The following is a 12,519-nucleotide window of genomic DNA, read 5'->3' as shown; positions in this document are numbered from 1 at the left end:
CGGAATGAATTGTGCCTGGTCAAACCCGGTACGACATCAGGCGCCGGCCGGGCCGAAGCGCAGCACGCTCCAGGACACGGCGGGCAGGCGCACAGTGCACCGGCCGCCGTCGGGGGTGGGGGTGGGCAGTTCCCGGGGCGTCACCCGGTCGGGCTCGGCCTCGGTGTTGATCGCCGACGGGTCAGACCCGGCGGCGAGACTGACGAATGACAGACCGGACATTCCCGGCAGGCCACGCAGGTCGATCTCCAACGGCAGGTCCTCCTCGCCGCGGTTGACCGCGAAGACGCTCAGCTCGCCGGTCTCCTCGTCGTGCACGGCGACGGTGTCGAGCACCGGCACGTCCCCGTACTTCTTCGTGTCGTAGCGCGGCGACACCGGCTCGGTCCGCAGCACGGTGCCGCGGGCGTACCGGGCGGTCAGCGCGAACGGGTGGAAGATGCTCTGCCGCCAGGCCGGGCCGCCGTTGCGGGTGCGGATCGGCGCGATCACATTGGCGAGCTGGGCCTGGGCGGCCACCCCGACCCGGTCGGCGTGCCGGAGCAGGGTGATCAGCAGGTCGCCGACGACCACCGCGTCGACCGCGGTGAAGTTGTCCTCGATCAGCGCCGGGGCCTCGACCCAGCCGCGCCTGTCCAGGTCGGCCTGGAGGCGGGACTCGTACCAGACGTTCCACTCGTCGAACGAGATCTTCAGCTTGCGCTTGTGCCGCTGCTTGGCGGCCACGTGGTCGGCGGTCGCGACCACCTCGGTGATGAAGTTGTCCATGTCGACGGCCGAGGCCAGGATGCTCGCCTGGTCGCCGTCGGACGGGTCGTAGTAGGTGTGCGCCGAGATGTAGTCGACGTGCTCGTAGGTGTGCTCCAGCACGGTCGCCTCCCAGGAAGCGAACGTGGGCATCCGCCGGTTGGAGCTGCCGCAGGCGATCAGGCTGATCGACGGGTCGACCATCTTCATCGCCCTGGCGGCCTCGGCGGCCAGCCGGCCGTACTCGTCGGCGGTCTTGTGGCCGACCTGCCACGGGCCGTCCATCTCGTTGCCCAGGCACCACAGTCGCACCCCGTACGGGTCCTCCGCGCCGTGCTTGCGTCGCAGGTCGGAGAGCTGCGTGCCGCCCGGGTGGTTGGCGTACTCCAGCAGGTCCAGCGCCTCCTGCACGCCGCGGGTGCCGAGGTTCACCGCCATCATCGGCTCGACACCGGCCTCGGCGGCCCAGGTCATGAACTCGTCCAGCCCGAACGCGTTCGTCTCGATCGTCTTCCAGGCCAGGTCGAGCCGGCGCGGCCGGTCGCCGACGGGGCCCACCCCGTCCTCCCAGCGGTAGCCGGAGACGAAGTTGCCGCCCGGGTAGCGGACCACCGAGACGCCCAGCTCCCGGGTCAGCTCCAGCACGTCGCCGCGCAGGCCGCGCGAGTCGGCGCTGGGGTGGCCTGGCTCGTAGACCCCGCCGTAGACGCATCGCCCCATGTGCTCGACGAAGGAGCCGAAGAGACGTCGGTCGGCGGGGCCGATCGCGAAGGCTGGGTCGATCGTCAGCTGCGCGGTCCGCAAGGGGTGCCACCTTTCCTCATTGCCGGTGCCGGGTGACCGCAGTCACCGCCCACCCGGCCTCCCTGCTTTCTACAACGTTGTAGGCAACGTTGTAAAGGGCTGGTGACGGGGTAGGGTGCGGAGTGTTACATCGGGGAGGTTGCGGAGTGCGACACAGGCTCAAGGATGTGGCCGAACGGGCAGGCGTGTCGGTGAAGACGGTCTCCAACGTGGTCAACGGCTACGTGCACGTCCGGCCGGACACCCGGGCCCGGGTCGAGGAGGCGATCGCCGAATTGAACTACCGGCCCAACCTCTCCGCCCGCCACCTGCGCAAGGGGCGCACCGGCGTGATCGCGCTGGCGGTGCCGGAACTGGACATCCCGTACTTCGCCGAGCTGGCCCGCTACGTGGTCACCGCGGCCGCCGACTTCGGCTGGACGGTGCTGATCGACCAGACCGGCGGTGGGCGCGAGCAGGAACGGGTGGTCGCCTCCGGCATCACCGACCACCTGATCGACGGGCTGATCTTCAGTCCGTTGGCGCTCACCGCGGACGACCTGGCCGGCCTGGACAACAGGCCGATGGTGCTGCTCGGCGAGCGCGTCGACCACGGCCCGGCGGATCATGTGGTGATCGACAACGTGGGCGCGGCGCGGGAGATCACCAGCCACCTGATCGGGCTCGGCCGGCGCCGGATCGCCGCCATCGGTTCGCAGCGCACCCCGGAGGGCGCCAGCGCCCGACTGCGCCTGACCGGCTACGCCGACGCACTGCGCGCCGCCGGCCTGGACTACGACGAGGCCCTGGTGGCGCCCGCGCCGGCCTGGCACCGCGCGGACGGCGCGGCCGCCATGCGCGGCCTGCTCACCTCCGGGGTACGCCCCGACGCCGTCTTCTGTTTCAACGACACGCTCGCCCTGGGTGCCCTGCGCGCCCTGCACGAGGCCGGCCTGCGGGTGCCCGAGGACGTGGCGGTGGTCGGCTTCGACGACATCGAGGACGGCCGGTTCTCGATCCCCACGCTGACCACCGTCGCCCCGGACAAGGCGCAGATCGCCCGGCTCGCCGTCGAACTGCTCGCCGAACGCCTCGACGGCGACCGCACGGCCCCCGCCCGCGAACTCTCCGCCCCCTACCGCCTGGAACTCCGCGAATCCACCCACCTCCCCCTAACCCCGGCCCAGCTCGGGGTGTGCGGGCGGGGTGGGGGTTAATTGAAGAAGCGGGCCAGGTGGGGTTGGGGGGCCGGGTCGGCGTCGGGTGGTAGTGGGGTCAGGTCGGCGAAGATGGAGGCGCCGTCGCAGCCGGCGTGCAGTGGGTACCAGCGCGGCGTGCCGGGCGGCCGGAGTTGGCAGATCCCCTTGAACGTCTGCACGTCCATCAGCCGGACGTGGGTCGGGTCCGCGACCGCGTTCACATGTCCCCACCAGGGGCTCATCACGTGCAGCACACCGCCCGGGCGGAGCACCCGGTGGCACTCGTCGACCAGCGGCAGGAAGTCGATCAGGTGCTCCAGGATGTGCACCGCGAAGAGGACGTCCACCGAGTTGTCGGCCAGCGGCAGCGAGCCGGAGAGGTCCGCCACCGCGTCCACCCCCGGGGCCGGGAAGATGTCCAGCCCCAGGTTGCCCGACCACTGCTTGGTCGGTCCGCAGCCGAGGTCCACCACCACGGGCGCACGCCCGCCGACGCCGACCCGGCACCACACGCCGTAGACCCCGGCCAGCCGCCCCACGAGGTCCCGGACGAGCCGCAGCTCGGTGGGCTCGGCCACCCCTCCGCTCAGGTGGGCGACACCCCGGTCGAACCGCACCTCGACCCCCAGGCCCCGCAGCCGGTCGTCGTGCCGGACCTGGTCCGCCCACGCCTGTGCGAGGAACTCGTCGATCGCCCGCAGCCGGTCGGCCGAGGGCGGAGTCTGTGCCAAAGCGACCATTCGGGCCACCTCCCGCCGCGCGTTACCCGCATCCGCGCCCGGTATGCCCCGCCCGTCGACCGGCTCGGCGGGTCTCCCGAGCGTCGGTCGGCGTGTCGCGGCGCGAGGCGGATGGCCGAGAAAGCGCTATACCTCACAGGTATAAATATGCCTCCCAGGTATAAGACTCAATCGCGCCGGTGCCGGCCGAGCCCCGGGTCGCGGCGGAGCCGCGGGGCCGCGTGCTAAGGCTTCCCGGCCGCGCTGCGGGGCCGCGTGACGGAGCGCCGCGCCGCGTGACGCAGCGTCGGGCCGCGTGATGGAGCGTCGGGACCGCGCGCCGGTGCCCGAGGGCGTTCCCCGGTGGCTGAGGACCGTGCGTCGCAGGGCAGTTCGCCCGGGGCCGGGCGGTCAGCCCGAGAAGGTGCGGCGGCCCGGCCGGCCGCCGCCACGCATCCGCTGGCGGGGAGGCGGGGCGGCCGGCTTCGGGCGCTTGAGGTGGTAGCGGTGCAACTCGTTGTGGCCGGGCAGGGACGGGTCCTCGCTCATCGCGACCAACTCCCAGCCCTGGTCGCCGGCCCGGTTCAGGTGGGCCAGCGCCGTGTCGCCGTAGGGCGTCACATCGACCATCGAGCCGTCGGGGCCGTACCAGACGAAGACGACCTCCCAGCCGAGATCGTTGGCCGCCGGTTGGCGACGGCGGATCAGTAGCGCGTACTCCCACTTGAGCATGGCGTCATTCTCACCCCGCGCCGGCCCGCCGGCACGGATCAATCCTCGGCGATCCGTCCGGCGTCGACCCGCAGCCGGCGGTTCGTCTCGATGGCGGCCAGCATCCGCCGGTCGTGGGTGACCAGCAGCAGCGTGCCCGGGTAGCTGGCCAGGGCCGCTTCGAGCTGCTCGATGGCCGGCAGGTCCAGGTGGTTGGTGGGCTCGTCGAGTACCAGCAGGTTGACCCCGCGCCCCTGGAGCAGGGCCAGCGCCGCCCGCGTCCGCTCGCCGGGGGACAGGGTGGCCGCCGGCCGTGGCACGTGCGCCGCGCGCAGCCCGAACTTGGCCAGCAGGGTCCGCGCGTCCGCCGGCGACATCTCCGGTACGGCCGCCTGGAAGGCGTCGATCAGCGGCGCGTCGCCGAGGAACAGCCCTCGGGCCTGGTCCACCTCGCCGACCACCACCCCGGGCCCGAGCGACGCGGTTCCGGCGTCCAGCGGCAGCCGACCGAGCAACGCGGCCAGCAGGGTGGACTTGCCCGAGCCGTTCGCCCCGGTCACCGCGACCCGGTCCGCCCAGTCGATCTGGAGGTCGATCGGGCCGAGGGTGAACCCGCCCCGGCGTACCACCGCGCCGCGCAGCGTGGCCACGACGGCGCCGGCGCGGGGCGCGGCGGCGATCTCCATCCGCAGCTCCCACTCCTTGCGGGGCTCCTCGACCACGTCGAGCCGTTCGATCAGCCGCTCGGTCTGCTTGGCCTTGGCCGCCTGCTTCTCGGTCGCCTCGCTGCGGAACTTGCGGCCGATCTTGTCGTTGTCGGTGGCCTTGCGGCGGGCGTTCTTCACGCCCTTCTCCATCCAGGCGCGCTGGGTGCGGGCCCGCGCTTCCAGGCCAGCCCGGGCGTCCGCGTACTCCTCGAAGTCGGCGCGGGCGTGCCGCCGCGCCACCTCGCGCTCCTCCAGATAAGCCGCGTAGCCACCGCCGTAGTGGTGCACCTGCTGCTGCGGCAGGTCCAGCTCCAGCACCCGGGTCACCGTGCGGGTCAGGAACTCCCGGTCGTGGCTGACCAGCACCGTGCCGGCCCGCAGCCCCGTGACGAACTCCTCCAACCGCTCCAGCCCGGCCAGGTCCAGGTCGTTGGTCGGCTCGTCGAGCAGGAACACGTCGTAGCGGCTGAGCAGCAGCGAGGCCAGCCCCGCCCGGGCGGCCTGACCGCCGGAGAGCCCGGTCGTCGGATGGTCCAGGTCGACCGCGAGCCCAAGGTCGGCGCTGACCTGCTCGGCGCGCTCGTCCAGGTCCGCGCCGCCGAGGGCCAGCCAGCGCTCCAGCGCGTCGGCGTACGCGTCGTCGGCGCCCGCGGCCCCGGCGGTCAGCGCCTCGGTCGCCACGTCCAGCGCGGCCTGCGCGGCCGTCACCCCGGTCCGCCGGGCCAGGAAATCGCGCACCGTCTCGCCCGGCCGCCGTTCCGGTTCCTGCGGCAGGTGCCCGACGGTCGCGGTGGGAGGGCTGAGCCGGACGCTGCCGGCCTCCACCGGCAGCAACCCGGCGAGGGTACGCAGCAGCGTCGACTTGCCGGCGCCGTTCGGCCCGACCAGGCCGACCACGTCGCCGGGGGCGACGACCAGGTCCAATCCGGCGAAGAGCGGGCGGTCGCCGTGCCCGGCGGCCAGGTCCTTGACGATCATCGTGGCGCTCATCAGGACGGCAGCCTATCCGGCCGCCGGCATACGGCCGGGCGGCAGCGGGCAGACTCAACGACGTGGTGACCACACTGGCGATCGACTGCGGTGGCGGGGGCATCAAGGCGTCGGTACTCGACGAGGCCGGCACGATGCGGGCCCGGCCGCTGCGGGTGCCGACCCCGTACCCGCTGCCGCCTGAGCTGTTCGTCCGAACCCTGCTCGACCTGGGCGGGCGGCTGCCGGCGGCCGACCGGCTCACCGTGGGCGTGCCCGGGATGATCCGGCACGGAGTGGTGGTGACCACACCGCACTACGTGACCCGCAGCGGACCACGCAGCCGGGTCGATCCGGACCTGCTCGCCGAGTGGTCCGGCTGGGACGCGCGGGGCGCGCTGGCCGACGCGTTCGGGGTGCCGGCGCTGGTGCTCAACGACGCCGAGGTGCACGGCGCCGGGGTGGTCGCCGGCACCGGATGCGAGCTGGTCCTGACCCTGGGCACCGGGCTGGGTAGCGCCCTCTTCGACGGCGGGGTGCTCGCCCCGCACCTGGAGTTGTCCCACGCGCCGGTGCGGTGGGGCACCACCTACGACACGTACGTGGGCGAGCCGGAGCGCCGCCGGCTCGGCGACGCCTTCTGGTCCCGGCGGATCCGGCAGGTGGTGGACGGGCTCCGCCCGGTGTTCCGTTGGGACCGGCTCTACCTGGGCGGGGGCAACTCCCGGCTGATCCGGCCCGAGCAGCTGGCCCGGATGGGCGACGACGTCGTCGTGGTGCCGAACACCGCGGGGATCGTCGGCGGCGTCCGCGCCTGGGAGCTGTCCACCGGACGCCGGGACGCCCGCACCTGACCCGCCGAGGGTGGAAAGAGACCCGGGGAACAGTCGCCAAACGCCCAGCGTTGTGCCAGCGTCGGAACAGTGACGGCGCGCGACCCGAGGAGGTGGGCAGATGGATCTTCTGGCGGACTACCGGCGGGCGACCATGTTCTTCGAAACAGGTGATCCGAGCGGAGCGGCCCGACTGCTGGAGCCGATCGTGGACGCCGAACCCGGCAACGCGGCGGTCCGGCAGCTGCTGGCCCGGGCGTACTTCCAGTCGGCTCAGCTCAACCGGGCCGAGGAGCAGCTGCGGGAGCTGGTCGACCGGGACCCGAGCGACCACTACGCGCACCACGTGCTGGGCCGGACGCTGGAGCGGCTGAACCGGCACTCGGACGCGCTGCGGCACCTGCGGATCGCCGCCGCGATGTACGCGGCCAACGACGACTACCGGGTCGCGCTGGAGCGGGTGGAGACCCGCCTGGGCGGTACGCGCTGAACGCGGACCGGTGACGTGCACGGGGCGGCCCTTCGGGGCCGCCCCGTCGTCGTCCGGCGGGCGCCCCGCCTGGCGTGCCTAGGATGGCGGACATGGGACCTGACCGGCCGGGGGCTGCGGCATGAAGCTCAAGCTGGACCTGCACGAGATCTTCAACAAGGGCCAGGACATCGACCGCGCGTTACGCGGGATCATGGACGAGGCGGTGGCGAAGAAGGCCACCCTCGTGGAGATCATCCCGGGCAAGGGATCGGGCCAGCTCAAGAAGCGGGTGCTGCGGTTCCTCGACCAGAAGGACGTCAAGCAGCTCTATCACCGGGTGGAGAAGGACTCCAAGAACTTCGGCCGACTCTTCGTGCACTTCCGCTGGAAGTAGAGACGGCGTGGCCTCTGACCTGCGTCTCAGGGCGCTGCCAAGGCCGACGAACCATGATCATGCCGTGTCCAGGCCGTCAAGGGCTTGCGGAGCGCCTTCGCCGGCCTGGTCTCCACCGAGTGCCTTGTCGATGGCCCGGCGGGTGCGATCCTCGCTGGCCGGCAGTAGGTGGGTGTAAGTCCGGAGGGTGAAGCCCGGGTCCGCGTGGCCCAGGTAGGCCGACAGAGCCTTGATGCTCTCTCCGGCGTCCAGGAGGACCGAAGCGTAGGTGTGCCGCAGGACGTGCATCCCGTTGTGTCGGTCATCGGGGATGCCGGTCGCCCGGATCGCGGGCTTCCAGACGCCGGAGTTGAACATCGAGCGGGACAGCGCCAGGCCGGCGGGTGTCGTCAGGTACAGCTCTACGGTTCGCGGTTCGCCGGTCAGCGTCTCCCACGGCAGGGTCACCGCAATTGGCGGGCAGTCTCGCGTGTGTTGCTCCAGCCTGCCGGCCACCGAGTCCGGCAACGGGACCTCGCGGGACCTGCCGCCCTTTGGCGGGGCGAAGATCAGCGAACCGCGAACGAGTTTGATCTGCCGAGTGACCCGCGAGGAGACCGGCATCAGCGTCGAAGTGTCTGGGATGGTTGGTGTCTACTCCGATCCTGGCCACGTCATCGAGTACTCAGACGGCGAGGTACGGCAGCAGTTCTCGCTCTGCTTCAGTGCCGTACCGGTCAGCGGCACACCGACCCCGAGCGACGAGTCACATGACGTCCGGTGGGTGGCCCGCGACGAGCTGGCCGCGCTCGACATTCACCCGTCGACCCTGCTGCGCATCACCCACGGCTACAAGGATCGTCCCGAGCCCTATATCGGCTGATGGACGCCGCCGACCAGACGGTGCTGAGTCCGCCGCACGGCAGCGACCATTTCTGGTTCCGCCCGGCAAATGAAGCGGGTCACCAGGTGCTCCGGCCCGTACCGCGAACGGATCTCCGCCAGCCGCTCCAACACCTCGAAATCCTGGCCATCCGGCCCGGTCGTCATGTCCGAGCAGCAGAGAGCGTCGGTCACCGCGGTTTCCTCCCGAGGGAACTCGGCAGCAAGAACCTCGCCTAGCCCACGCTCCTCAGCTTCCAGCCACGCACAGGAATGATGGGCCACCAGGGCGGCAATCCGCTCGTTGAACCGCTCACGGCGCAGCCAGCGACCACCATCAAGCGAGTGAAAGCCGGTGTCGACCAGGTCAGGGCTGTAGCCCACATCGTGCAACCACGCCGATGCTACAAGCACCTCTCGATCCTCGGCCGGTACCGCTGAGCTGATCCTGTCCGCCTTGGCAGCGACCGCTTGGACGTGACTCCATCGACGGGGCAACGGCGTCTCCAACAGGTGTCGCGCAACTTCCCGGGCGGTGTCGACGAGGGCGGCCATGTCGCCAGGCTACGGAGCGACCCAGCCCGCGCACCATCCCGTGTCCAGTCGCTGGCCAGGCGAGGGCGGCCGGGCTGCCGGCGCGTCTAGTCCCACCACACGCTTGACGAATCCGTCCCAGAACATGCACGAAAGTCCGCCTTGATTACTCGATCATCCTGAGTACCTTCAGTGACCATCGAGCGGTGGTGACGGTGGGCTTACGCACCCATCCGCTCATGTGCGACACCCACGTGCGACTGCTGACCCGCTTGATGGAGACACACATGGACGTGGCCTGGACCGCGATCGATCCCGAGAGTGGCGACCTGGCCGCCACGGAGACCCGGTCTAACGCCGACGGGTTCATGTCCCGGCTTCAGCACCTTCTGCGCGCCGGGGAGGGATACACGGAGGTGCGCCGCGTCGAGGTGGACTACCCCCTCCTAACGTTCTCGTTCAGAGGGGACTACGGGGTCATGCACCTGTTTGAGTCGCCAGACGACTGCCGCCTTCTCCGTGGGGATGGAAGGCTGCCCGCGATGAGAACCATCGACGTGCCGGTGTTCGGCGGCGACTGCACATTCTCGGGTGACTTCGTCTCCAGCGTGGCGACGGCAATGGCGGCGATCACGGCATTCATCGAAGGTGCTCCAGCCGAACGACTCGGAGAGTGGGTTCGGCTCTGAGCCAGCGCAGTGCCGTCTTGGTCGTCAGCACCGCTTGATCAGCGTCGCGCTCGTGCTGCGATGAGCCGGCCCTGCCGCGGACCGTAAGGGTCTCCGGGATCGTCCTGAGGATCATGTCAAGCGTCTGGTGGGACGCGAATGCCAAGCATCGGCCGTGACACGACAGGCCGACCGCCGGCGATGTTGTGCAAACTTTCTGTACGTCTTCAAGGCGGCCCGAGACGGGCCGCACGCGCCGCCGCCTGGGCGCGCGTCTGACCCCTCCCTTAGCCGGTCGGGGCCAGCCACGCCATCGCCCGTCGGCTGGCGCGGAGAGCGGGAAGCCCAGGGGCCGCCGCTGACGGTAGCGCCGAGGGTCGTTGAGGTTCGTGGGCCGGCAGCCGGCCGGGCCGCGCCCGATCGGCGCGGCGCAGGGAAGGGCACGCCGGGTCCGCGCGGCGGGTCGGGGCGGCGGGTTGGTCGCGGTTATCGCGCCTCCGGCGGGGGCGCAACGACTCGGAGATGGCCGGGGGTCCGTCGGCGGGTCGCGGTCCGTGGGTGGTTGCGCAGGGCCATCCCGCCAGCCGTCGACCCGGGCGAGCCGAGCAAACCACCACCCGGCCCGCCAGCGCCCGAACTTGCGTCAAGGCCGTCTTGACGTGGCGGACCGGGCGGCGGCCCGCTTCCCAGGAGGGCGGGTCGGCGGCAGACAGTGAGGATGGTGGGGTGGGTCGCTGGGTTGGTCTGACTCACCGGCAGACCGACGGTTGCTGTCCTCATCCCGATTCGTCGGCCAGCTCGGTGGCCCCGCGACCTGCATGTCACCGGTCAGGCGTCGTGACCTGATAGGAGCCTGTGCGAGAGGCGCCCACCACTGTGTTGTCCGCATCGCCTGACCGGTGACGTGTCCACAGGATTCTCGACGCAGACGAGAAAGGCGGACCTCACCAGCATGGCAGCCAAGAGACGATCTGTTATCGGTGGTGTTGACACCCATCGGGACACGCACCACGCCGCCGTCATCGACAGCACGGGCGGCCTCCTGGCCGACGCCGAGTTCCCCGCAACCACCGCCGGCTACGCAGACCTGCTGGCCTGGATGCGCTCCTTCGGCCGGGTAACTGCCGTGGGAGTCGAGGGCACCGGCAGCTACGGCGCTGGCCTGGCCCGCTACCTGACCAGCAAGAAGATCGCCGTCGTGGAGGTGGACCGGCCCGACCGCCGTGCCCGCCGCAATCACGGCAAGTCAGATCCGATCGACGCCATCGCCGCCGCCCGGGCAACCCTTGCAGGCACCGCGATGGGCACGCCGAAGACCCGCACCGGGCCGGTCGAGGCCATCCGCGCCCTGCGGGTCGCCCGCCGAGGAGCGGTCAAAGCCCGCACGGCCGCCCTGAACCAGATGCGCGGCCTGGTCGCCGCCGCCCCCGAACCTCTGCGAGCCCACCTGACCAGGACCAGCGCCGCCACGCTGGTCAGCCGGTGCGCTGCACTGATCTACGACCCGGCCACACTCCAAGAACCGGAGCACGCCACCGCCGCAGCCCTGGTCGGACTCGGACGCCGGGTCACCGCCCTCACCGACGAGATCACCCTCCTCGACCGACAGGTGACACCCATCGTCGCGAAGGCGGCACCCCGCACCACAGCCCTGTTCGGCGTCGGCCCCGACGTCGCCGCGCAGCTGCTCACCACCGCCGGGGACAACCCCGACCGGCTGCACTCCGAAGCCGCCCTCGCCCACCTCTGCGGCGCAGCACCCATCCCCGCCAGCTCAGGAAGGGTGCGCCGCCACCGCCTGCATCGAGGAGGCGACCGCGGCGCCAACCACGCCCTACACACCATCGCGCTCTGCCGCATGCGCTACGACCAGCGCACCCGCGCCTACGTCCACCGCCGCATCACCGAAGGCCTCAGCAAGCAGGAGATCCTCCGCTGCCTCAAGCGCTACATCGTCCGCGACGTCTACACCGCCCTGCTCGCCGACTTCGCTGCCCTCGCCCCTTGACCTCCATAGGAGCATCGGGATGGCTTGAGGATGTCGTCTAGTCTCGCTGTGTCGGCGGGGCCGCCCGGGAGCCGTTCGGCGGAGGCATCGTAATGTGGCGGGTTTTGCTCGGGCTTTTGTTGGGAGTGCTCTTCATCGTGATTGGAGCGGCCCTCGCGACTGACTATCGCGGCATCGCGACAAAGCATATAGATCTATCGATGCAGATTGTGCGTCCGCTTAGTCCCTTCCGGTGGACGGATGACCGACTGGCTCGACGCCGCGCTTTCTTCATTGTGTTCGACAGGCTCTTTGGGGTGTTGATGATATTGGCGGGCGCGGCGATGCTGGTCGGCGGCGGGCAACTGCTACTCAGCGAGCGCTTGTAGCTCAACAAGGCGTTGCCCCCGCACGTATGGCGGGCGACCCGTGGGGATGTTGTGCGGGTGGGCGAGGCGGGCGACCCTGGGTGACTAACCGAGTGACGATCGGTGCGGACGTCAGTGGACAAGCTCGGACGATGGCGGACCGCACCCCTAGGTCAAGGGCCATGGAATAGCAGCTCAGGTGGCAGTGCTGGTTGCCTGGGGGTCAAGGGGTCATCGGCCCGAATCCGGCCGTCCCGACAGCGGCCGAGTTAGCCAGGACTGGCGGTGCATCGGGTGTAGGGAACGTTGCCTAAATCGGGGAAACCGCCCAGGTCAGAGATGGCGGTGTCACCTGCCTGTGTGTAGGTGAGGGTGAAGAGGACCGGCATTGGCGCTGGGCAGGGCACGAGCACGTCGAACGTGATCGTCAACCAGGTGATGGCGCCAGGTGGGAGTGGGTGCGGGGTCCTGACGTCCATGTACGACAACTGGCCGCAGCTTCCCCATGCGCTCGTCGTTGCTCTCAGCCCGTTCAACGGAAGGACCGGTTCGATCCGGTCAAGCGTC

General features: G+C 70.7%; 12 protein-coding genes and 1 pseudogene. 7 read left to right on the top strand and 6 right to left on the bottom strand.

What is annotated here, in order from left to right; all coding sequences use genetic code 11:
- Nucleotides 1-36: 36 nt before the first annotated feature.
- Nucleotides 37-1,551, bottom strand: a complete 1,515-nt coding sequence (gene arfA / locus ACWD6N_RS17550) for an arabinosylfuranosidase ArfA (RefSeq protein WP_354963644.1) — start codon at nt 1,549-1,551, stop codon at nt 37-39.
- A gap of 146 nt (nt 1,552-1,697) precedes the next feature.
- Here arfA and ACWD6N_RS17545 point away from each other — a divergent pair, with 146 nt between their 5' ends.
- A complete protein-coding gene (locus ACWD6N_RS17545; protein ID WP_354963645.1) occupies nt 1,698-2,747 on the top strand; it encodes a LacI family DNA-binding transcriptional regulator in 1,050 nt (349 codons plus the stop codon).
- Here the strand turns inward: ACWD6N_RS17545 and ACWD6N_RS17540 are convergent.
- The 3 genes and pseudogenes from ACWD6N_RS17540 to ACWD6N_RS17530 form a co-directional block, all read right to left on the bottom strand.
- Complete coding sequence (locus tag ACWD6N_RS17540; protein ID WP_354963646.1) at nt 2,744-3,469, bottom strand: methyltransferase domain-containing protein; 726 nt, start codon at nt 3,467-3,469, stop codon at nt 2,744-2,746. The two genes, ACWD6N_RS17545 and ACWD6N_RS17540, sit on opposite strands and share 4 nt — an antisense overlap.
- Nucleotides 3,470-3,934: 465 nt before the next feature.
- A pseudogene (locus tag ACWD6N_RS17535) lies at nt 3,935-4,180 on the bottom strand (hypothetical protein); the annotation flags it as partial.
- Between the two features lie 38 nt (nt 4,181-4,218).
- Nucleotides 4,219-5,856, bottom strand: coding sequence for an ABC-F family ATP-binding cassette domain-containing protein (locus tag ACWD6N_RS17530; protein ID WP_354963647.1), 1,638 nt, complete (start codon nt 5,854-5,856; stop codon nt 4,219-4,221).
- Nucleotides 5,857-5,918: 62 nt separating this feature from the next.
- On the opposite strand from ACWD6N_RS17530, the gene ACWD6N_RS17525 reads away from it, so the two are divergent.
- The 3 genes from ACWD6N_RS17525 (at nt 5,919) to ACWD6N_RS17515 (ending at nt 7,534) form a co-directional block, all read left to right on the top strand.
- Nucleotides 5,919-6,689, top strand: coding sequence for an ROK family protein (locus ACWD6N_RS17525; protein ID WP_354963648.1), 771 nt, complete (start codon nt 5,919-5,921; stop codon nt 6,687-6,689).
- Nucleotides 6,690-6,789: 100 nt separating this feature from the next.
- Nucleotides 6,790-7,158 (top strand): tetratricopeptide repeat protein, encoded by a 369-nt coding sequence (locus ACWD6N_RS17520; RefSeq protein ID WP_089018862.1) that lies wholly within the window; start codon nt 6,790-6,792, stop codon nt 7,156-7,158.
- A gap of 121 nt (nt 7,159-7,279) precedes the next feature.
- Nucleotides 7,280-7,534, top strand: coding sequence for a Smr/MutS family protein (locus ACWD6N_RS17515; RefSeq protein WP_007465523.1), 255 nt, complete (start codon nt 7,280-7,282; stop codon nt 7,532-7,534).
- Between the two features lie 57 nt (nt 7,535-7,591).
- On the opposite strand, the gene ACWD6N_RS17510 is transcribed toward ACWD6N_RS17515, so the two are convergent.
- Nucleotides 7,592-8,137: a tyrosine-type recombinase/integrase gene (locus tag ACWD6N_RS17510; RefSeq protein WP_354963649.1), complete on the bottom strand. Its 546-nt coding sequence runs from the start codon at nt 8,135-8,137 to the stop codon at nt 7,592-7,594.
- On the opposite strand from ACWD6N_RS17510, the gene ACWD6N_RS17505 reads away from it, so the two are divergent.
- Nucleotides 8,115-8,396, top strand: coding sequence for an NUDIX hydrolase (locus ACWD6N_RS17505; protein WP_450004984.1), 282 nt, complete (start codon nt 8,115-8,117; stop codon nt 8,394-8,396). The genes ACWD6N_RS17510 and ACWD6N_RS17505 overlap by 23 nt on opposite strands.
- On the opposite strand, the gene ACWD6N_RS17500 is transcribed toward ACWD6N_RS17505, so the two are convergent.
- Entirely contained in the window at nt 8,384-8,950 is a 567-nt protein-coding gene (locus tag ACWD6N_RS17500; protein WP_354963650.1) for an HD domain-containing protein, read from the bottom strand. The genes ACWD6N_RS17505 and ACWD6N_RS17500 overlap by 13 nt on opposite strands.
- Nucleotides 8,951-9,216: 266 nt before the next feature.
- Here ACWD6N_RS17500 and ACWD6N_RS17495 point away from each other — a divergent pair, with 266 nt between their 5' ends.
- Nucleotides 9,217-9,618, top strand: a complete 402-nt coding sequence (locus ACWD6N_RS17495) for a hypothetical protein (RefSeq protein ID WP_354963651.1) — start codon at nt 9,217-9,219, stop codon at nt 9,616-9,618.
- 931 nt (nt 9,619-10,549) lie between these two features.
- Nucleotides 10,550-11,605 (top strand): IS110 family transposase, encoded by a 1,056-nt coding sequence (locus ACWD6N_RS17490; RefSeq protein ID WP_450004983.1) that lies wholly within the window; start codon nt 10,550-10,552, stop codon nt 11,603-11,605.
- The last annotated feature ends 914 nt before the right edge of the window (nt 11,606-12,519 follow it).

The sequence above is a fragment of the Micromonospora sp. NPDC005163 genome (genome assembly GCF_053599835.1).
The sequence above is the reverse complement of the archived record's forward strand: the minus strand, read 5'-3'. Positions and strand labels throughout refer to the sequence as shown.